Source organism: Bradyrhizobium sp. BR14999 (genome assembly GCF_056106085.1).
The window spans coordinates 7,140,544-7,161,668 of sequence record NZ_CM148536.1; the positions used below are offsets into that span (position 1 = coordinate 7,140,544).

Below are 21,125 nucleotides of genomic sequence, written 5' to 3' on the forward strand. Positions count from 1 at the left end.
GAAAATGACCTGGTCGATCATCGCGCGAGATCCTGCCACCGGCCAGTTCGGCATTGCCGTTGCGACGCGTTTCTTCGCGGTCGGCGCGCGTGTCCCGTACATTGCCGCTGGACTCGGGGCAATCGCCACGCAGGCCTTGGTCAATCCCTATTACGGCATCGACGGCGTCAAGCTTCTGCGCGAAGGCCTCAATGCACACGACGTGCTTGCCGCGCTGCTCGCTGCCGACGACGGCCGCGAAAGCCGCCAGATCCACATCATGGACGCGAGCGGCGAGATCGCCGCGCATACCGGGCGCGATTGTATCGACTGGTGCGGACACATCGCGGGCAGCGGCTTCTCCATCGCCGGCAACATGCTTGCGGGCGCCGACGTGCTCGACGAGACCGCAAAGACCTACATCGCCAATGATAGCCTGCCCTTCCCGCGCCGTCTGCTCGCGGCCATGCGCGCAGGCGAAGCCGCCGGCGGTGACAAGCGCGGCAAGCAGTCGGCGGCGCTGCTGATCCATGGTGAGGAGGAATGGCCGGCGTTGGACATTCGCGCCGACGATCATCCCGATCCGCTCGGGGAGCTCGAACGGCTCGAGCGGGTCAGCCAGGAGCTCTGGGTGCACTTCCGCGCCTCCATGCCGACGCGGCAGAACCCGGCCGGCAATACCGATCGCAGCGTCATCGACGCCAGCATCGCCGCAGCCCGAAGACGGTCATGAGCGCGAACTCTCTCATCGAGATCGAAGATTTGCGCATCCGCTTTCACGGCGACGATGGCCGTATCACCCATGCGGTCGACAGCGTCGATCTCAGCGTCGCCAATGGCGCCACGCTCGGCCTCGTCGGCGAATCCGGCTGCGGCAAGAGCGTGACGTCGCTGGCGATCATGGGCCTGCTGCCGAAGCAGAGCGCGGAGATATCGGGCACGATCCGCTTCGAGGGCCTCGACCTGTTGCAGACGCCGGACCAGACCCTGCGCGACCTGCGCGGCAACCGTCTGGCGATGATCTTCCAGGAGCCGATGACCTCGCTCAACCCGAGCCTGACCATCGGCGACCAGATCATCGAAACCATCCTGCGCCATCGCGGCGGTTCGCAGCGCAATGCGCGCGAGCGGGCGATCGAGCTCCTGCGCCGCGTCCACATCCCCTCACCCGAGCGACGGATCGACGAATATCCGCACAAGCTCTCCGGCGGAATGCGCCAGCGCGTGATGATCGCCATGGCGCTGGCCTGCGATCCGCGCCTCTTGATTGCTGACGAGCCGACCACGGCGCTCGATGTCACCTTGCAAGCCCAGATTCTGGAGCTGATGCGGGAGTTGAAGGCGGCGAGCGGTGCCGCCATCATCCTGATCACGCATGATCTCGGCGTCGTCGCCGAGGTCTGCGACGATGTCGCGGTGATGTATGCCGGTGAGATCGTCGAGCGCGCGCCGGTGGATGAATTGTTCTCGGCACCGCAGCATCCCTACACCGTTGGCCTGCTCGGCTCGATCCCGCGGCTCGACCATCGCGCCGAGCGACTTGCCACGATCGAAGGCATGGTGCCGAACATGGCGCAACCGCCCGCCGGCTGTCGCTTCGCCGCGCGCTGTCCGTTCGTGCTGGATGCCTGCACCAAGGCGCCGCCGCCATTGATCGAAGTCAGCCCCGGTCACCTCTCGCGCTGCATCCGCGCGCCGCTCGAACGTCTGGTGTCGTGATGGCACTGCTCGAGGTCGAAGGCCTGGTCAAGCATTTCGTCGCCGAACGCTCGCTGTTCGGCCGCGCTCGGGCGCATGTCAAGGCGGTCGATGGCGTCAGCTTCTCGCTCGAAGCCGGCAAGACGCTGGCCCTGGTCGGCGAATCCGGTTGCGGCAAATCCACCGTCAGCCGTCTGGTGCTGCGGCTGATCGAGCCGGATGCGGGTACGGTGCGCTTTGACGGCCGTGATCTTCTCTCCCTCGACGCCAATGCACTCCGCGCCTTCCGCCGCGAAGCCCAAATCATCTTCCAGGACCCCTACGCCTCGCTCAACCCGCGCATGACGGTCGGCCAGATCCTGACCGAGCCGCTGGCGCTACACGATCTGGTACGGCCGAAGCAACGGCGCGAGCGGGTCGCCGAACTGCTGCGGCTGGTCGGATTGGAGCCGCGGCTGGCGCAGCGCTATCCGCATGAATTCTCCGGCGGTCAGCGCCAGCGCATTGCCATCGCCCGTGCGCTCGCGGTCGAGCCGAAGCTGATCATCTGCGACGAGCCGGTCTCCGCGCTGGACGTCTCGATCCGCTCGCAGATCCTTAATCTGCTGCGCGAGCTCCAGGACCGGCTCGGCCTCGCCTACATCTTCGTCTCGCATGACCTCGCCGTGGTCAAGCACATCGCCGACCACGTGGCGGTGATGAATCTCGGCCAGATCGTCGAGACCGCGGAGGCCGACGCGCTCTTCGCAGCACCGCGACATCCCTATAGCCGGGCGCTGTTGTCCGCGATCCCCCTGCCCCAGCCGAAAGCGAAGCGAACGGCGGTCCTATTGACGGGCGAGATCCCGAGCGCGCTCAACCCGCCGGCCGGCTGCCGCTTCCACACCCGCTGCCCCTTCGTTATCGAGCGCTGTCGCACCGAGGCGCCGGAGCTCGTGGCCGACCGCGCGGGCCACGCCGCCGCCTGTCACCGCGTGAGCGAGCTGCCGTCTGCCGACGCCATCCTGCCGGCGGCCGGCGGGTTTTCGCCGGCACTTGCAAAATTGGTCGCGGCCTTCAGCCGAAAGACGGAAGGCGAAGCCGTCTCCGGGGTTGGTATACAAGACACCGCACCCACAACGACGTAGTCGAAGCAATGGGGACTGTCCGATGAAGATGTTTCGCCTGGCCGCAACGGCCACTGCCTTCCTGCTGTCGGTGGTAACAGCGCAAGCCCAGACCACGCTGCACATCGGTCTTGCCGAGGATCCCGACATCCTCGATCCCTCGATGGCACGCACCTATGTCGGCCGCATCGTGTTCTCCGCGTTCTGCGACAAGCTGTTCGACATCGACGAGAAGCTCAACATCGTGCCGCAGCTCGCGCTGTCCAGCGAAACGGCCGATGACGGCAAAGCGCTCGTCATCAAGCTCCGCCCCGGCGTGAAATTCCACGACGGCGAGCCGTTCGATGCCGAGGCCGCAAAATTCTCGCTGGAGCGCCACCTGACCTTCCCGGGCTCCTTCCGCAAGCCGGAGCTGGCCTCGGTCGACCACATCGATGTCGTCGATCCCCTCACCATCAAGCTGGTGCTGAAGTCGCCGTTCTCGCCGCTGCTCGCGCAGCTCACCGATCGTGCCGGCATGATGATGTCGCCGAAGGCGGCGAAGGAAGCCGGCGATAAGTTCGGCCTGCGTCCGGTCTGCGCCGGCCCCTACAAATTCGTCGAGCGCGTGCAGCAGGACCGCATCGTGTTCGAGAGGTTCGCCGACTATTGGAACAAGGACAACGTCTTCATCGACCGCATCGTGTTCCAGCCGATCGTCGATGCCACGGTGCGGCTCGCGAACCTGAAGTCCGGCGGACTCGACCTGATCGAGCGGGTGCTCGCCACCGACCTCAAGGAGGTTCGCGCGGATTCGCGGCTGAAGGTCGCGACCGCCGTCGAGCTGGGCTATCAGGGGGTCACCCTCAACATCGGCAAGGACAAGGCCAAAGGGCCGCTCAGCCAGTCCGCCAAGGTGCGACAGGCGCTCGATCTCGCCATCGACCGCGAGGCGATCAACCAGGTCGTGTTCAACGGCGAGTTTCAGGTTGGCAATCAATGGGTCAATCCTGATCATCCCTATTATCAGAAATCCCTTCCGGTCCGTCCCCGCAATGTCGAGAAAGCCAAGGCGCTGCTGAAGGAAGCCGGTGTGACGCCGCCGGTCAGCGTCGACTTCCTGGTGCCGAAAGGCGCCGAGACGGAGACGCCGGCGCAGGTGATCCAGTCGATGGCGGCCGAGGCCGGCTTCGACATGAAGATCCGCCTCACCGAATTCGCGACCGGGCTGAAGCAGGCCGAGGCCGGCGACTACCAGGCCTACATGCTCGCCTGGAGCGGCCGCGTCGATCCCGACGGCAACACCTACGTCTTCCTACACAGCGGCGCGCCGCAGAATTACGGCGCGTGGAACAATGCACAGGCCGACAAGGCGCTGGAGGATGCGCGAGCGGTGACCGATCCCACCAAGCGCAAGGCCAGTTACGAAGCTCTGGCGAAACTGGTCCAGGAGGAAGAGCCCCTCCTTTACCTCTATCATCGCCGCATCATCATCGCGCACACGACCAAGCTCGAAGGCTACAGGCAGATGCCCGACGGCCTCGTGCGCGTGATCGGCCTCAAGCTGAAGTGACGCCGAAGGGATGCTGAACTTTCTCGCCCGCCGCCTTGTGCAGATCGTGCCGACGCTGTTCTTCGTGTCGGTGCTGATCTTCTCGCTGCAGCAATTGCTGCCGGGCGATCCGGCGCTGGTGATGGCGGGCGAAGAGCGCGATCCTGCGGTGATCGAGCAGATTCGGCATCAGTACCGGCTCGATCAGCCGGTTCCCGTGCAGTATGCCTACTGGATCAAGGGCGTCCTGTCGGGCGACTTTGGCGAGTCGCTGCGCAACAAGATGCCGGTGCGCGAGCTGATCGCGCAGAAGCTGCCGGTGACGCTGCAGCTCGGTTCCATGGCGATCCTGATCGCATTCTGCATCGGCATTCCCGCCGGCATCGTCGCGGCCGTGAAGAAAGGCACCGCCTGGGACTACGGCGCCAATTTCTTCGCGCTGTGGGGCATCTCCACGCCGAATTTCTGGCTCGGCATCATGTTGATCTTCCTGTTCTCGATCGAGCTCGGCTGGCTGCCGGCCTCGGGCTATGTGCCGCTCACCGAAAACTGGCGCGCGAGCCTGGCGGCCACCATCATGCCGGCCTTCGTGCTGGGCAACGCGATTGCCGCGATCCTGATGCGGCATACGCGCAGTGCCATGCTGCAGGTGCTGGAGAGCGACTATGTCCGCACCGCGCGCGCCAAGGGACTGTCGGAACGCTCGGTCATCCTCAAGCACGCGATGCGTAACGCACTGACGCCCATCATCACGCTCGGCGCGCTTGAGCTTGGCACACTGCTGTCGGGCGCGGTGCTGACCGAGCAGATCTTCTCCATCCCCGGCTTCGGCAAGCTGATCGTGGATGCCGTGTTCAACCGCGACTATGCGGTCGTGCAGGGCGTGGTGCTGGTGACGGCCACGGTCTACATCACGCTGAATCTCATTGCGGACGTCGCCTATATCCTCGTCAATCCGCGGCTACGGGGCTAGTGCCATGACCGACACGGCGCTCGCCAGCCCCGTCACGCAAGCTCACGAGCCGGACAGCCCGGCACGCCGCGCGCGGCGGCGTCTGTTCAAGCGCAAGGCCGCTGTATTTGGCCTCATCGTGATCATCGCGTTCATTCTTCTTGCGGTGCTTGCACCGATCGTCGTTCCCTATGATCCCGTCGCGACGAGCTGGAGCCTGGTGCGCAAGCCGCCGACCGCCGCGCACTGGTTCGGCACCGACGAGCTCGGCCGCGACATCCTGAGCCGCGTCATCTACGGCGCGCGAGCCTCGCTGCTCGCAGGCTTGATCTCGGTCGCGATCGCGCTCGGCATCGGCCTGCCGCTGGGCCTGCTCGCCGGCTATCGCGGCGGCTTCACCGATGCGCTGATCAGCCGGATCACCGACGCAATGCTCGCCTGCCCGTTCCTGATCCTGGCGATTGCGCTGGCGGCATTCCTCGGTCCGAGCCTCGGCAATGCCATGATCGCGATCGGCATCTCGGCGACCCCGATCTTCATCCGCCTGACCCGCGGCCAGGTTCTCAGCGTCAAGGCCGAAGACTATGTCGAGGCCGCGCGCGCGCTCGGTAATCCGCCGTGGCGGATCGCGTTCTCGCATATCCTGCCGAACATCCTGCCGGCGCTGCTGGTGCAGGCGACGCTATCGATCGCGGCGGCCATCATCGCCGAAGCCGCGTTGTCCTTCCTCGGCCTCGGCCAGCAGCCGCCGGCGCCATCATGGGGCAGCATGCTCAATGCCGCACAGCGCTTCCTGACCCAGGCGCCCTGGATGGCGATCTGGCCGGGCCTTGCGATCTTCCTGGTGGTGCTGTCGCTGAACCTGCTCGGCGACGGCCTGCGCGACGCACTCGACCCGCGCCAGCGCTGAGTTTGGATCAACGTTGCCGCCCTACACCTCTCCCCTTCGGGGAGAGGTCGGATTGCGCCTGGCGATGCAAAGCATCGTCCAGTGCAATCCGGGTGAGGGGCCGCAGCATTCAGTGAGACTGAAACCCCTCACCCGGATCGCATCTTTGATGCGATCCGACCTCTCCCTACGGGAGAGGTGAAGATCACCAGCCGATAGACCTCAAATCACCACCTCCCGCATCACGCGGCGGCAATCCATCTCATATTCGAGATCGACCACGGGAGGCCGGGCAAAATGCCAGGTCAGGCCGGAGCGCAGCGCGCCGCGACGGACCAGCTCGTCGACCAGCGCGTGGTGGAAGTCGTGCACCGAATAAGCCTGCACGCCGGTCGTGTCCTTCCAGCCGAAGCCGAAGGCCCCCATCCGGTTCTCCATCTGCGACGTCGTGGTGAAGCGCACCTTCTCCCGCAGCCCTTCCGGGCTGAGATCGCGGTAGCGCACGGTGCGCTCGACATAGGTCCCGCTGCCCTCGCGTGCCTCGGCGCCGCCGGCGATCACGAAGCTCGGCGCTGTCGAGCGGGTTGGGCGCGTGAAGGAGAACGCGTAGAATGACGGCTCGGACGGCGGATCGATCTCGGGGCAGACATTGCTGCGTGCCACCGGATTGGTGGTGCCGTCGAAGATGCCCCATTCCGACAGCGTCTTCACATAGTGCAGGTTGAACGCCCGAAAACCTTCCTCGCTGAAAGCCGCCGGCGAGCGCAATTCGCAGGCACAGAATGCCGTCAGCGGGCGCCCGGCCTGCTGGATGAACTTCGCCGCCAGCGCAAATCCTTCCGCAAGCGGCACCAGGCGGTCGAACCGAACGCGCTCGATCTCGTAGCCATCATCTGCGGCGGCACCCGCCGAGTACTGGAACACGGACGGAATGAAACGATAATTGCCGGCAGAGAACTCACGGATCATGACGGACTCCTATTCCAGTTGCATGCGAATGCCCTTGGCGCCGTTGAGCAGGCGTCTTAGGTGAAAGCCGGCCAGGGGATCGTCGGCGTGCATGCCGACCAGCGCAGCAAAGGCAGGCATGGCGGCGGCATCGCCGGCCTCCATCTTGGCAAACGCCTCCGAATATAGCGCCGTTTCCGGCGCTTCGAATTTGGCCTGCGGCAGCGGTTCGAACGCGCGCAGCGGCTCGCTGCGTCCGCGCAGCATCAGCTCGCCTATGGGGCGGCCTTGGAAGTTTTCGGCCGACTTGGCGACGCTGGCGCTGACGCAAATGCGCGTTCCCAGATGCTTGTTGGCAGCCTCCAGCCGCGCCGCGATATTGATCGTGTCGCCGTAGGCGGTGTAGTCGAAGAAGCGATTGCCGCCGAAATTGCCGACCAGCGCCGGGCCCGCATGCACGCCGATCCGGGTCGTCCCGAAATTCACGCCTCTCGCCCTCCAACGCGCCGAGAAACCCTCCGCCCAGGCGTCGAGATCATGGGCGCAGGCGACCGCACGCGTCGCATAATCCGGCTGGTCCCCCGGCGCGTTGAAGAGCACCTGGATCGCATCGCCGATGATTTTCGTGACCGTTCCCTCATGCGCGAAGACGATCTCGGTCATGCCGCCGACATATTCATTGAGGAGCTCGCCGAGCATCTGGGGCGCCGCGCTCTCCACCAGCGACGTGAAGCCGGTGATGTCGGTGAAGATGGTCGCGACCTCGCGCCACTGCACCTCCATGCCGTCGCCGGCGACATCCGCCGCCAGGCGCCTGGCGATCTCCGGCGAGAAGAAGCGCGACAGCGAGGCGTGGGCGCGCTCGGCCTCCAGCTGGCGCCGCCGCACCTCGCGCAGCATCTCGACGTGGCGAATGGTTTTATCGATCGTGGCCTCCAGGTCGGCGAAATCGATCGGCTTGGTCAGGAAGTCGAATGCGCCGCGATTCATGGCGGTGCGGATGTTGCTCATGTCGCCATAGGCGGAGACGATAATGGTCGACTTCTTGTCCTCGGCCTCCTGGAGCTTCGCGAGCAGCGACAGTCCGTCCATCCTCGGCATGTTGATGTCGGAGACCACCATGTCGACATGCGGATTCTGCTCGAGCGATTGCAGCGCCTCGAGGCCGTCGCGCGCGAACATGATATCGATGCGCCCCTCCCGGATCTGCCTGCGGAATTTTTGCAGGATCAGCGCCTCGAGATCCGGCTCGTCATCGACGAAGAGGATGGTCGCAGTCATGCGGCTTGCTCGAGCCTCGTGTCGATCTCCTGCCGCAGCAGTGCAAAGTCGATCGGCTTGGTCAGGAGCCCGACGGCGCCGCGCTCGATCGCCTTGCGGCGCGTTTCGGCGTCGCCATAGGCAGTGATCATGATGACGGGAACGTCCGGATGCGCGGCACGTACCTTCGGCAGCATGTCGAGCCCGCTCATGCCGGGCATGTTGATGTCCGATAGAATCAGGATCAGCGAGGGATCGCGAACCTCGGCGGCGCGCTTGAGTGCATCGGGCGCAGAGGACGCAAATTCCATCTGGAAGCGTCCCGCGCGCAGCTCCCGCCGGAACTGCTGCCGGAACAGCGCCTCGACGTCGGGCTCGTCATCGACGACCAGGATGTAAACGTTCAAGTCTCGTCTCCAGTAGTTCCGCCTGCCGCCATCGTGCGCGGCAGCGTGATGATGAATTCGGTGAATACACCGGGCTCGGTGTTCACGTCGATCGTGCCGCCGTGCTGCTTCACGACGATGTCATGGCTCATGGAAAGGCCGAGCCCTGTACCCTCGCCGGCCGGCTTGGTGGTGAAGAAGGGATTGAACATCTTCTGCTTCACCTCGGGCGGAATCCCAGTGCCGTTGTCGCGGATCCGGATCTCGACCCTGTCGCCGAGGTTCTTCGTTGCCGCGCGCAAGGTCGGCTCGAACGCCTCGCCCGCGCTGTCCTTGCGCTTGGCAGTGGCATAGAAGCCGTTGGAGATCAGGTTGAGGAAGACGCGCGTGATCTCCTGCGGATAGATATCGACCATACCGGCGGCCGGATCGAGCTCGCGCTGGAGTGTGACGTTGAAGGCCGGCCTTTCGGCGCGCGCGCCGTGGTAGGCCAGATTGAGGCTCTCCTCCACGACTGCATTGATATCCACCGCGCGATGCTCGCCGGAGCCCTCGCGCGAATGCAGCAGCATGTTCCTGACGATGGAATCGGCGCGTTTGCCGTGCTGCACCACCTTCTCGAGATTGGCCCTGAGCATGCCGGTCAGCTCGTCGACCTCCTCCTTCGTCTTGCCATCGAGCGCGGTCGACTGCAGGGTCTCCTTGAGCTCGTCGATCAGCTCGGTCGACACCGCGGAGAAGTTGTTGACGAAATTGAGCGGGTTCTTGATCTCATGGGCGATGCCCGCCGTGAGCTGGCCGAGGGACGCGAGCTTCTCGGTCTGGATCAGGCGGTCCTGGGCAGCGCGCAGGTCGTCGAGCGACTGCGACAACTCTCTGGTACGTTCCTGGACCTCCTCGAACAATCGGACATTCTCGATCGCGATAAGGGCCTGGTCTGCGAAGGTCGTGGCGAGTTCGATCTGCTTCGCGCTGAACGGCCGCACCTCGTGTCGCGTCAGAACGAATACCCCGATAGGTGCCCCCTCTCGAAGCAGGGGCACACCCAGCATCGTACGCACGTTGGCGCGCCTTCGGGCGGACGAGGGCGCATATTCCGGGTCGGCCTGCACATCCGGGACATGAACCGTCTTGCCATCGAGCAGCGTGCGGCCGACCATACTTCCCCGTTCAGGTACAGAGGCGAATGTCCGAAGCTTGTTTTCCTGTTCCGCGTCGAGTCCGCAGCTTGCCGCCAAATAGAAAACGCCGTCGTTGGGCCGGAAAATCGTCCCCTCGTCCGCGTCACACAGGCGAGCTGCCGAGCCAACAAGCGTGTTCAGCACGGCTTGCAGGTCGAACGCCGAACGGCTGATGACTTTCAACACGTCGGCGGTCGCAGTCTGCTGCTGCAGGGACTCGCTCAATTCCGCTGTGCGCCGTTCGACCTTGTTTTCGAGGTCGGCATAAGATTCCTGCAAGCGCGCGCCCATCTCGTTGAACTGGTTGGCGAGACCTTCGAGCTCGTCGCCGGTTTTGATCGAGATGCGCTGGGAGAAGTCGCCGCCGCCGATCCGCTCTGCGCCGCTGCGCAGCGCCTGGATCGGCCCGACCATGCGGCGCGCGAGAAAGATCCCCGCAAGCACCGCGAAGATCGAAGCCGCCAGCAGCACGATCGCGAGCCGCTGCAACGAGGCATAAAGCGCGGCATAGGCCTCCTCGACAGGAAGCTCTACGAACATGGTCCAGCCCAGCGGCGCGATCGGGGCCGATGCGGTCAACACCTTCTGCCCCTGGATATTGCGCGCTTCGGGAAGCGCGTCGGAGGTGGGGCCACTGCCGGCCTGCGCGGCGCGCACTTGTGCGAGACCCGACATGTCGGTGTTGCGTAGGACCAGGCTGATATCGGGATGCGCGATCAGGCGCCCCTCGGGGCCAACCACATAGGCGTGTCCGCGCTCGCCGACCTTGATTTGCGACACGACGTCCCAGATCAGCTTGAGATTGACCTCCGCGATGCTGACGCCGGCATCTTTGCGCGCGCCGCCTAGCGCCAACGTCATGTAGGGCTCGGACTCCCGGCGGAAATAGACCGGCCCGTAATAGATCTTGTGTGCGAGTGCCTCGGTGAATTTCGGATCGTTCGACAGGTCGATCCCGCTGTCGATCGCATTCATCGCCAGCCGCGAGACCCGCAGCCGCTCCTTGCCGGTCGAATCAACCTGGGCGAGCTCGGTGACGGCAGGCACTTGGCGGAGCAGCCGCAGCGCGTCGAAGCGGCGCTGCTCGATCGAGCCCCCCGACCAGGGCAGTTGCGTGGTCCAGCCGAGCTGGCTCTCGATCTCCTTGACGAACTGGCCGATCTTTGCCGCGGCTGCCTCGGCCTGCTCGTGCTGGACCCGGATCAGCGAGGCCTTGTGCTCACGATAATAGAAGAAGACCTCGAACAGGCCGTTGGCGAGCAGCGCGACGGCGACCACGGCCACGAACAGCGCGACATATTTGGTGAACAGCCGGATCCTGATCCCGCGGCCCGCCGCTTCGCCGGACGCGCCCTCCCCCGGCGCCGCGCTCGGCAGCGTCCTGGCTTGCGGGGTGTCGGGATGGAGGGAAAGGCTCATCCCTCGGAACCTAGCAAGAAGACCGGACCTTGTCTCTCGCAAGCGCGGGAACGGACTCTTTGCTGGAGCCGAGAACGAAAAAGGGCGGCAATGGAGGTTAACCCATTGCCGCCCTCTGGATTCGCTCGGATGGGCCTCAGGTCGGCCGCAGGGCCTTGTCGGAGCCGAGGTCGAGATCGGCCACCTGCTTGTTCCGCTCCGAATCGGCCGCCGCGCGATGGTCGGTCGCCAGCACCACATAGACCGCCGGCAGCACGAACAGCGTGAACAGCGTGCCGATCGACATGCCGGCGACGACGACCAGACCGATCGAGAAGCGGCTGGCCGCGCCCGCGCCGGTCGCGGTCAGGAGCGGGATCAGGCCCGTCACCATCGCTGCCGTGGTCATCAGGATCGGCCGCAGGCGGATGCGGGCCGACATCTCGATGGCCGAGCGGCGGTCGAGCCGCTCGTTGACCTGGAGCTCATTGGCGAACTCCACCATCAGGATGCCGTGCTTGGTGATCAGGCCGACCAGGGTGAGCAGACCGACCTGGGTGTAGATGTTCATCGTCGCCGCGCCGAAGAACAGCGGGATCAGCGCACCGACGATCGCCATCGGCACCGAGATCATGATCACCAGCGGGTCGCGCAGACTCTCGAACTGCGCCGCCAGCACCAGGAAGATGATGATCAGCGCGAAGCCGAAGGTGATGGCGAGTTGGTTGCCTTCCTGCACGTATTGCCTGCTATCGGCCAAATAGTCGTGGCTAAAACCTTGCGGCAGCTTCTTGGCCTCGCCTTCGAGGAAGTCGACCGCCGCACCAACGGTCACGCCGGGCATCGGCACGGCCGAGAACGTCGCCGAATTGAGCTGGTTATAGTGCGTCAGCGAATTCGGGTCGGTCTTGGTCTCGATCGACACCACCGTCGACAGCGGGAGCTGCTGACCGGTGTTGGTCGTCACATAGTAGCCGCCGAGCGATTCCGGCGACAGACGCTTGCCGCGCGGCACCTGCGGGATCACCTGGTAGGAGCGGCCCTCGAGGTTGAAGCGGTTGATGTAATTGCCGCCAAGCAGCACCGCGAGCGTAGAGCCGAGGTTCTGCATGTTGACGCCGAGGTCCTGCGCCTTGGTGCGGTCGATCGTGACTTTCACGTTCGGCTGGTTGTAGGCGAGGTCGCTGTCGGAGACGATGAACATGCCGCTCTTGCGCGCGGCGTCCTTCAGCTTCTCCATCTGCTCATAGACCGTCTGGAACCCGGCGGTGGAGTTGATCACCATCTGGATCGGAAGACCACCCGGTCCGCCCGGCAGCGGCGGCAGGTTGAAGGCGAAAGCCTGCACGCCCTCGATCTTGGAGAGCTCGGCCTGCACCAGCGGCTTGAGCTGGATCGACGAACGCTTGCGCTCGTCCCAGGGCTTCAAGAGCATGCCGGCGATGCCGCCCTGCGGGCCGTTGATGCCGTTCAGCACGAAACGCAGGTCGGTCTCGGGGAATTTCTGGAATTCCTTGTCGAGCTTCTCGCCATAGAAATCGACATAGTCGATGTTGGCGTATTTCGGCGCCTTGGTCACCGCGAACACGATGCCCTGGTCTTCCTCAGGCGCCAGCTCCTTCGAGGTGTGCATGTAAAGGAAGCCGACCAGGCCGAGGATCGTCACCGCGAACAGGCCGGTGATCGCCTTGTAGTCCAGCGAGCGATCGAGCTTGCGCCCGTACCACCGCGTGATCGCACCGAACACCCGGTTCACGAGCTTGGCGAAGCGGCCCTCTTCGGTGTTCTTCAGCAGCACCGAGCACATCATCGGCGACAGCGTCAGCGCGATTACGCCCGACACGATCACCGAGCCCGCGAGGGTGAACGCGAATTCGCGGAACAGCGAACCGGTGAGACCGCCAAGGAAGCCGATCGGAGCGTACACGGCGGCGAGCGTGATGGTCATCGAGATGACGGGGCCGACGATTTCGCGCGCGCCTTGTAGCGACGCCTGAACCGGCGTCTTGCCCTCCTCAAGGTGGCGGTGGATGTTCTCCACCACGACGATGGCGTCGTCAACCACGAGGCCGATCGCGAGCACCATCGCGAGCAGGGTCAGGAGGTTGAAGCTGAAGCCCAGCGCCAGCATCAGGGTGCAGACGCCGATCATCGACAGCGGGATGGTGACGACGGGAATGATGACCGAGCGGAGCGAGGCGAGGAACAGGAAGATGACCACGATCACGATGATCACGGCTTCGCCCAACGTCTTCTCCACCTCGTCGATCGAGGATTGGATGAACTTGGTCGAGTTGTAGGCGACCTTCATCTTCATCGACGGAGGCAGATTGCGTTCGAGCTCGGGGAACAGCGCGCGCACGCCCTTGACCAGCGTCAGCGGATTGCCCTGCGGCGTCGCCTGCACGCCGATGAAGATCGCGTGCTCGCCGTTGAAGGCAACGCTCGCGTCGGTGCTTTGGGCCGCAAGTTCGACGGTGGCGATGTCCTCCATCCGCACGAAGCCGCCGTCCTTGGCCTTGACGATCATCTTCTTGAACTGGTTGACGTCAGTCAGGCCCGTATTCGTCGAGACGTTCGAGACGATGAGATAGCCCTTGGCCTGGCCCGCCGCAGACTGGAAGTTGTTGGCAGTGATCGCGGCGGCGACGTCGGCCGGCGACACGTTGCGGCCGGCCATCTTCACGGGATCAAGCCACAGCCGCATCGCAAAGGTCTGACCGCCCAAAATGTCGGCCGAGGCCACGCCGTCGACGGTCGACAGCACCGGCTGCACCACGCGCGTCAGATAATCCGAAATCGCCGAGCCCGATAGCTCCTCGGACGAGAAGCCGAGATACATCACGGCCGTGGTCTGGCCCGTGGTCTTGGTGACGATCGGGTCGTTGGATTCCTTCGGGATCAGGTATTTGACCGAGTTGGTCTTGGCCAGCACCTCGGTGAGCGCCTGGTTCGGATCGAAGTTCAGCTTGATGTAGACCTGGATCGTCGAGGTGCCGAGCACCGAGGACGAGGTGATGTAGTCGACGCCCTCGGCGGAAGCGACCGCCTGCTCGATCGGCGTCGTGATGAAGCCCTGGATCAGGTCCGCGGATGCGCCGGGATAGACGGTCGTGATGTTGATGACCGTGTTCGACAGCTTGGGATATTGCCGGATCGGCAGCACCATCGCCGCGCGCAAGCCGATCAGCAGGATCAGCAGGCTAACGACGACCGACAGGACCGGTCGCTTGATGAAAATGTCGGTAAAGGCCATCGCGGCGATCTCGATTTCTATGTCTCAAGAAGCGTGATCCGGCCGAGCCGGATCACGTGAATGTATTTGTCAGTAGCGCGGCGGCTGCGCCGGGATTGCCGGGGCCGGATCGGTCGAGATCGACACCGGCGCGCCCGATTGCAGCTTGAGCTGGCCCACGGCGACGACCTTGTCGCCCGGCTTCAGGCCCTTGACGATCTCGACGCGGCCTTCGACCCGATTGCCGGTCTGCACGAAGGTGCGCACCGCGGAGAGGCTGGTCTTGCCGTCCTCTTCCTTCTTCTCGGTGATCACGAACACCGAGTCGCCGTACAGCGTGTAGTCGACCGCCGTCTCCGGCACGGTGATCACGGCCGGCTTGTCCGGCAGCACCACCGTGGTGGTCACGAACATGCCCGGCTTCAGGATCCTCTCCGGATTGGCAATCGTCGCCTGCACGCGGATGTTGCGGGTGTCGGTCGAGATTTGCGGCTCGATCGTGGTGATCTTGCCCTCGAAGGTGCGCCCCGGATAGGCGTCGACCTTCAACCGCACGGCCTGTCCAACCTTGAGGCTGCCGGAATCCTTTTCCGTCACCGTGAAGTTGGCCCACAGCTCTGACAGATCGGTCAGCGACACGATGGCGGTGCCGGCCGTCAGATATTGGCCAACCTCGACCTTGCGCATGCCGAGATCGCCGGAAAACGGCGCGCGCACCAGCTTCTGCGAGATCAGCGCCTCGGTCTTGGCGATGCCCGCCTGCGCCTGGTCGTAGGCGGCCTGCGCCTGGTCGACGGTCGCCTGCGGCCCGAACTGACGCGAGGCCAGCTGCTTGGCGCGGTCGAGCGACAGCTGAGCGACAGTCGCCTGCGCCTTGTAGTTGGCGAGATCGCCCTGCTCGGGCGTGTCGAACAGCTGCACCAGCGGCGTGCCGGCCTCGACACGCGTACCCGGCTCGAACTTGATCTCGGTGACGCGACCGTTGACGTCGGCGGAGACGTCGACCTGGTGCACGGCGGCAAGGCCGCCGACCGCGGTGAGCAGGTTCGGCACCACCTCCGACTTCGCCTCGGCGGCGCTGACGGCGACCGGCGGCGGCTTGTTGTTGGCGAAGAACTGCTTGATCATCTGGCCGCGGAAATAATTGAACCAGACGAGACCACCGACGAGCACGGCCAGAAGCATGCCGACGATGATGAACCAACGCACCGGCCTGACCGGACGCTTCGGCGCTTTGTCGATCGGTTCGCCCGAAATCTTGTGTTCGGCTACGATGTTCATGTCATGCACTTTCTGCAATTGCCGTCTTGCCGGCACCGGCCGCCTGATTGCGGCCCAGATGCGAAGCAATTGCGGCGTCGTTAAGTCCGATACCCCTCAGGAGAAATTCACAGAGCTGCCGCTCCAGATCGTTTGCCTTGCCGTAAACGAGACAGGGCGCGGCCGGCAGCCTGGTCAGCGCCGCGGTCATCACCGAATGATGCGAGAACCAGAACAGGTTGAGCGGATCGCCAGTGCACGGCCGCGCGTCCCCGGCCGCAATCGCGCGCTCGAGCGACGTGACGAAGACAGCCCCGATCAGCGTCTCGATCTTGGCATATAGCAAACGGGCGAATTCGCCATCATCCAAATGGCTCGTGGCCATCAGCCGTAGGCGCTGCGCCTCTTCCTGGTCGGGCCCGTCCGCGATCGCGAGGAAATGCTGGACCATGCCGCGGATCAGCTCGACCAGGGTAGCCGTCGACGGCTCCCGTTCGAGCAGATCCATCAGGGCCGGATCGGCCTCGCATTCGTCGCTCAGGATCTCGGCGTAGAGCGCCGCCTTGGACGGGAAATGCTTGAACAGCAGCGCCTCGGAAATGGCAGCGGCGGCCGCCACGCTCTTGGTCGTGGTGCCGTTATAGCCGTGTCGGGCAAAGCAGCGTTTCGCGGCACCGAGGATCAACTGACGCCTCAGGTCGCTCGTCATACGCAATGAGCTCATGCTAGTGAGTAAGCACTCACCCACGCAGAAGTCAAGCAATATGTTGCATCGCAACCTCTGGATTCAGTAGAAACTGGCTAGAGTACACGGCGCACGAGCAGGATGGGGGGGCCGGGCAAGGCTGGCCCTAGATCGGCTGGAAGCCCAGGTCGCCACGGATCCGGTTGACGATGTAGGTCCCATCCCGGGTCGGCAAGATCCGCTCGACGCTGGCGCTGTCGATCTTCACATTGGCAAAGCGGGGGCCCCCGGGGACGTCGTGGACGGCCTTTGCGAGGGCCTCGACCTCGGCCATGGTCGTGACGGCCCGGCTGTCCTCGATGCCGCAGGCCCTGGCGATGCCGACGAGGTCGGCGGCCGCGGAGGTGTGGCTGGTCTGACCGCCGGTCTCGCCATAGGCCTCGTTGTCGAGCACGACGATGGAGAGATTGGCCGGCTTTTGCAGGCCGATGGTGGCGAGGCTGCCCATCCCCATCAGCATCTCGCCATCGCCGGTGATGACCAGCACCGGCAGCTTTGGCTGCGCCAGTGCGAGCCCGAGCCCGATCATCGCAGCGCCACCCATGCCGCCCCAGAGATAGAAGTTGCGCGCGTGGTCGCCGGCCGCGCACATGTCGTTGGTGGAGGCACCTAAGCCGCCGATCGCAACGACGTCCTTGCGGTCCGCGAGCAGCGTGGACACCACCTGGCGGCGGTCGAGGAGATTGGCCTTGCTCATTTGGTGAAAACCTTGGCGCCGATCAGGCGCTGCGACAACAGGACGGCGGTGGGGGTGAGCGCGTTGTAGGCCTGCGCTGCAGCCGCCTCCAACACAGCCGGCACCTCGGCCGCGTTCGAGGCGCGCAGCACCTTGACGCCGGAGAGCTCGAACACGCCCTGCGTGGTCGATCCCATCGGCACCTGCCACGGATTGAACTCGCCCCACTCGCCGCGCATGGTGACGAGCGTGAGGAAGGGAAAGCGCAGGATCGGGATCAGCGACAGCATGTTGATGCAATTGCCGACGCCGCTCGACTGCATCAGCAACACGCCGCGCTGTCCGCCCGCCCAAGCGCCAGCGAGAAGTGCCACGCCCTCCTCCTCCGTCGTCAGCGCAATGCCGCGCATCGTGGAGGAGGCCAGCACGCGCTGGATCAGCTTCGAGTGACCGGCATCGGGCACGTACGGCACCTGCCGGACGTCGAAGCGCTGCAAGGTCGCGAAAATATCGTCGGGCCAATTCGGGGCCGTATCGGGAACGTCAGCGCGCGCGTGCATTTTCCTGTCCGGTCGGCTAGCAAAGACGGCGCGACTGTAGACGCATGCGTGCGTCGATCAGAACAACAAAAACGGCATATCGGCTTTAACCGGCGAGTATAACGGGATGAACGCAGATGCGAAGGAGCTGGCGGCAAGCTTCGATCTCGAGAAGCTGACGCCTGAGTTCTATGACAACCCCTATCCGACCTATCGTGCACTGCGGGAGAACGAGCCGGTCAAGCGCCTGCCGAACGGCACCGTGTTCCTGACCCGCTATGACGATCTCGTCACCACCTACAAGAACACCAAATCGTTCAGCTCGGACAAGAAGCGCGAGTTCGCGCCGAAATACGGCGACAGCCTGCTCTACGAGCACCACACCACGAGCCTCGTCTTCAACGATCCGCCCTCCCACACCCGCGTGCGCCGCCTGATCATGGGCGCGCTGTCGCCGCGCGCCATCGCCGGAATGGAGGGCGACCTCATCAAGCTGGTCGACGGGCTGCTCGACGCCATCGCTGCCAAAGGGGCTTGCGAGCTGATCGAGGACTTTGCCGCCTCCATTCCGATCGAGGTGATCGGCAATCTGCTCGACGTGCCTCACGAGGAACGCGCGCCGCTGCGCGACTGGTCGCTGGCGATCCTGGGCGCGCTTGAACCGGTGGTGACGCCCGAAGCGGCTGCGCGCGGCAACAAGGCGGTACAGGACTTCCTCGCCTATCTCGAGACGCTGGTCGCGCGCCGGCGCCAAAAGCCCGGCAATCCCGAGCGCGACGTGCTGACGCGCCTGATCCAAGGAGAAGGGAGCGGCGAGGAGAACGGCGAGCGGCTGACCGAGAAGGAGCTGCTGCACAATTGCATCTTCCTGCTCAATGCCGGTCACGAGACCACCACCAACCTGATCGGCAACGGCCTCGTCGCGCTGCATCGGAACCCGGATCAGAAGCAGCGCCTGATCGACAACCCCGACATGATCAAGACCGCCGTGGAGGAGATGCTGCGCTACGAGAGCTCCAATCAGCTCGGCAACCGCATGACAACCGAACGGGTCGAGCTCGGCGGCGTCGTGCTCGAGGCCGGCACGTCGGTGACGCTGTGTATTGGGGCGGCCAACCGCGACCCCGCGCAGTTTCCGGACCCCGAACGCTTCGACATCGCGCGCACGCCGAACCGGCACCTCGCCTTCGCCACCGGCGCGCATCAATGCGCCGGCATGGCGCTGGCGCGGCTGGAAGGCGCGATCGCGATCTCGCGCTTCCTGGCGCGATTCCCGAATTATGCCGTGAGCGGGCAGCCGGTGCGGGGCGGACGGGTCCGGTTTCGCGGCTTTTTGAGCGTGCCCTGCACGATCGGGTGAGTCCTCCAAACAAAAATGACGAAAACAACCCCATGCACAGTAGAGCCTGGGTCGGCGAACCATGCCCTGATGCTCCGCAGAACTACCTGACATTTCAGGAAAATCAGGCAGCGGCACGCAATCGGCCGCACGAAGGCTTCCAAGGCGGCAGTCCGATCCCCAGATCAAGCTGAAGGCCGCCGGTGCAGTCGGTTGACGCCCCCGCGCGCAGCAATGGAGTGACGGCAGATGAGCGCGTCGGTCATTGATTTCATCGCAACGGAAGCACGCTTTGGGGCCCGTAATTACGAGCCGATCGGGGTCGTCCTGTCGCGCGGCGAGGGTGTCTGGGTCTGGGATACCGAAGGCAACCGTTATCTCGATTGCCTGTCGGCCTATTCGGCTGTCAGCCAGGGCCACTGCCACCCCAAGATCCTGGCGGCGATGGTCGAACAGGCACACAGGCTGACGCTCACCTCGCGCGCCTTCCACAACGACCAGCTCGCCTTGTTCTACGAGGAGATCGCGGCGCTCACCGGCTCCCACAAGGTGCTGCCGATGAACAGCGGCGCCGAGGCGGTCGAAAGCGCGATCAAGTCGGTCCGCAAATGGGGCTATGAGGTGAAGGGCGTGCCGGACGGCCAGGCCGAAATCATCGTCTGTGCCAACAATTTCCACGGACGCACGCTGGGCATCGTCGGCTTTTCAACCGACCCCGAGACGCGCACACACTTCGGTCCGTTCGCGCCTGGCTTCAGGATCATCCCGTTCGGCGACGCCGCGGCGCTGGAAGGGGCCATCACGCCAAACACCGTCGCCTTCCTGGTCGAGCCGATCCAGGGCGAAGCCGGTGTCGTCATTCCTCCAGCCGGCTATTTCACTGAGGTGCGGGAGCTCTGCACCGCCAATAACGTGATGCTGGTGCTCGACGAGATCCAGACCGGGCTCGGCCGCACCGGCAAGCTGCTCGCCGAAGAGCACGAGGGAATCGAGGCGGACGTGACGCTGCTCGGCAAGGCCTTGTCCGGCGGCTTCTATCCGGTGTCGGCCGTGCTCTCGAACAACGACGTGCTCGGCACATTGAGACCCGGGCAGCATGGCTCGACCTTTGGTGGCAACCCGCTTGCCTGCGCGGTGGCGCGCGCGGCGATCCGCGTGCTGGTCGAGGAAGGCATGATCGACAACGCGGCCAGGCAGGGCGCGCGCTTTCTGGAAGGCTTGAAGGACATTCGTGCCAACACAATCCGCGAGGTGCGCGGACGCGGCTTGATGCTGGCGGTCGAGCTGCATCCCGAGGCCGGCCGCGCACGCCGCTACTGCGAGGCGCTTCAGGCCAAGGGCATCCTTGCCAAGGATACCCACGAGCAGACGATCCGCATCGCCCCGCCGCTGGTGATCACCAGCGACCAGGTCGACTGGGCGCTGGAGCGGCTCGCCACCACCCTGACGCAGGATTTCTCTTGAGGCTGCCTGCGTCGGAAGATCGCAATGCCTGAAGCGGCCAACAACGAACGATTCCGCCAGCTGCGCGTTGAAACGTCGTGGGCGATTACGAGCTGGGAGCTACAATCATGCTTCCGCGTGGCGTTTGCCTTTCGGCTGTTTTAGTTGGTGTCTCGATCTTGTCGGCGAGCCTCAGTGCGTTCGCCCAAGGACCCGGCCAGGGACACGGAAGGGGCGGACCACCCGGTGCAGGCGCAGCGCCGGCAGCTCGGCCGGCAGCACCACCGGCCATGGCCCGTCCGGCGGCGCCGCCAGCCATGGCGCGTCCCGCCGCGCCGGCATTCCATCCCCCGGCCATGTCGCAACGACCGGCCATGCCGCAACATTCGGCGCCGCATATCGCCTCACCGCCATCGCGCCCGACCCCGCATTTCGCTGCACCGCCGTCCCGCCCGACACCACATTTCGCTGCACCTCCGTCGCGGGCGGCCCCGCACGTGGCGGCTCCGCGGCCTGAAATTCATCGGGCGCCGGCAGCAATGCAGCGTCCGGCCATGGCA

Annotated in this window: 17 protein-coding genes; 8 read left to right on the forward strand and 9 right to left on the reverse strand. The window is 64.8% G+C overall.

Annotated features, from left to right (window positions below):
* Nucleotides 1-4: 4 nt before the first annotated feature.
* From ACR9YP_RS33355 to ACR9YP_RS33380, 6 genes are read left to right on the forward strand one after another with little or no spacing between them, the layout of a single operon-like run.
* Nucleotides 5-712, forward strand: a complete 708-nt coding sequence (locus ACR9YP_RS33355; protein WP_474217886.1) for a DUF1028 domain-containing protein — start codon at nucleotides 5-7, stop codon at nucleotides 710-712.
* Complete coding sequence (locus ACR9YP_RS33360) at nucleotides 709-1,698, forward strand: ABC transporter ATP-binding protein (RefSeq protein WP_438110040.1); 990 nt, start codon at nucleotides 709-711, stop codon at nucleotides 1,696-1,698. Before ACR9YP_RS33355 ends, ACR9YP_RS33360 begins: the two co-directional genes overlap by 4 nt.
* Nucleotides 1,698-2,804 (forward strand): ABC transporter ATP-binding protein, encoded by a 1,107-nt coding sequence (locus ACR9YP_RS33365; RefSeq protein WP_438110042.1) that lies wholly within the window; start codon nucleotides 1,698-1,700, stop codon nucleotides 2,802-2,804. Before ACR9YP_RS33360 ends, ACR9YP_RS33365 begins: the two co-directional genes overlap by 1 nt.
* Nucleotides 2,805-2,826: 22 nt before the next feature.
* The gene (locus ACR9YP_RS33370) at nucleotides 2,827-4,335 is read left to right on the forward strand and encodes an ABC transporter substrate-binding protein (protein ID WP_474217887.1); all 1,509 of its coding nucleotides are present in this window, start codon (nucleotides 2,827-2,829) and stop codon (nucleotides 4,333-4,335) included.
* A 10-nt stretch (nucleotides 4,336-4,345) separates the two neighbouring features.
* The gene (locus ACR9YP_RS33375; RefSeq protein ID WP_128935124.1) at nucleotides 4,346-5,287 is read left to right on the forward strand and encodes an ABC transporter permease; all 942 of its coding nucleotides are present in this window, start codon (nucleotides 4,346-4,348) and stop codon (nucleotides 5,285-5,287) included.
* Nucleotides 5,288-5,291: 4 nt separating this feature from the next.
* Nucleotides 5,292-6,176: an ABC transporter permease gene (locus tag ACR9YP_RS33380; RefSeq protein WP_474217888.1), complete on the forward strand. Its 885-nt coding sequence runs from the start codon at nucleotides 5,292-5,294 to the stop codon at nucleotides 6,174-6,176.
* Nucleotides 6,177-6,377: 201 nt separating this feature from the next.
* On the opposite strand, the gene cnbZ is transcribed toward ACR9YP_RS33380, so the two are convergent.
* From cnbZ to ACR9YP_RS33425, 9 genes are all read right to left on the reverse strand, one after another.
* Complete coding sequence (cnbZ, locus tag ACR9YP_RS33385) at nucleotides 6,378-7,124, reverse strand: 2-amino-5-chloromuconate deaminase CnbZ (protein WP_249760459.1); 747 nt, start codon at nucleotides 7,122-7,124, stop codon at nucleotides 6,378-6,380.
* 9 nt (nucleotides 7,125-7,133) lie between these two features.
* Nucleotides 7,134-8,384 (reverse strand): adenylate/guanylate cyclase domain-containing protein, encoded by a 1,251-nt coding sequence (locus ACR9YP_RS33390; RefSeq protein WP_474217889.1) that lies wholly within the window; start codon nucleotides 8,382-8,384, stop codon nucleotides 7,134-7,136.
* Nucleotides 8,381-8,770: a response regulator gene (locus ACR9YP_RS33395; RefSeq protein WP_018315558.1), complete on the reverse strand. Its 390-nt coding sequence runs from the start codon at nucleotides 8,768-8,770 to the stop codon at nucleotides 8,381-8,383. The genes ACR9YP_RS33390 and ACR9YP_RS33395 overlap by 4 nt, the downstream gene beginning before the upstream one ends.
* Entirely contained in the window at nucleotides 8,767-11,349 is a 2,583-nt protein-coding gene (locus ACR9YP_RS33400) for a sensor histidine kinase (RefSeq protein ID WP_474217890.1), read from the reverse strand. Before ACR9YP_RS33400 ends, ACR9YP_RS33395 begins: the two co-directional genes overlap by 4 nt.
* A gap of 136 nt (nucleotides 11,350-11,485) precedes the next feature.
* Nucleotides 11,486-14,584 (reverse strand): MexW/MexI family multidrug efflux RND transporter permease subunit, encoded by a 3,099-nt coding sequence (locus tag ACR9YP_RS33405; RefSeq protein WP_474217891.1) that lies wholly within the window; start codon nucleotides 14,582-14,584, stop codon nucleotides 11,486-11,488.
* A gap of 69 nt (nucleotides 14,585-14,653) precedes the next feature.
* Nucleotides 14,654-15,844: an efflux RND transporter periplasmic adaptor subunit gene (locus tag ACR9YP_RS33410; protein ID WP_438110050.1), complete on the reverse strand. Its 1,191-nt coding sequence runs from the start codon at nucleotides 15,842-15,844 to the stop codon at nucleotides 14,654-14,656.
* Nucleotide 15,845: 1 nt separating this feature from the next.
* Nucleotides 15,846-16,547: a TetR/AcrR family transcriptional regulator gene (locus ACR9YP_RS33415; protein ID WP_438110856.1), complete on the reverse strand. Its 702-nt coding sequence runs from the start codon at nucleotides 16,545-16,547 to the stop codon at nucleotides 15,846-15,848.
* 127 nt (nucleotides 16,548-16,674) lie between these two features.
* Nucleotides 16,675-17,265 (reverse strand): thiamine pyrophosphate-dependent enzyme, encoded by a 591-nt coding sequence (locus ACR9YP_RS33420; protein ID WP_438110052.1) that lies wholly within the window; start codon nucleotides 17,263-17,265, stop codon nucleotides 16,675-16,677.
* Complete coding sequence (locus ACR9YP_RS33425; RefSeq protein ID WP_438110054.1) at nucleotides 17,262-17,804, reverse strand: phosphonopyruvate decarboxylase; 543 nt, start codon at nucleotides 17,802-17,804, stop codon at nucleotides 17,262-17,264. Before ACR9YP_RS33425 ends, ACR9YP_RS33420 begins: the two co-directional genes overlap by 4 nt.
* 106 nt (nucleotides 17,805-17,910) lie before the next feature.
* Here ACR9YP_RS33425 and ACR9YP_RS33430 point away from each other — a divergent pair, with 106 nt between their 5' ends.
* Both ACR9YP_RS33430 and rocD read left to right on the forward strand, forming a co-directional pair.
* On the forward strand, nucleotides 17,911-19,143 hold the full coding sequence (locus ACR9YP_RS33430) for a cytochrome P450 (protein ID WP_474217892.1): 1,233 nt from the start codon (nucleotides 17,911-17,913) through the stop codon (nucleotides 19,141-19,143).
* 228 nt (nucleotides 19,144-19,371) lie between these two features.
* Nucleotides 19,372-20,586 carry an ornithine--oxo-acid transaminase gene (rocD, locus tag ACR9YP_RS33435; protein ID WP_438110056.1) on the forward strand — a complete coding sequence of 405 codons (1,215 nt, stop codon included), beginning with the start codon at nucleotides 19,372-19,374 and terminating at the stop codon, nucleotides 20,584-20,586.
* The last annotated feature ends 539 nt before the right edge of the window (nucleotides 20,587-21,125 follow it).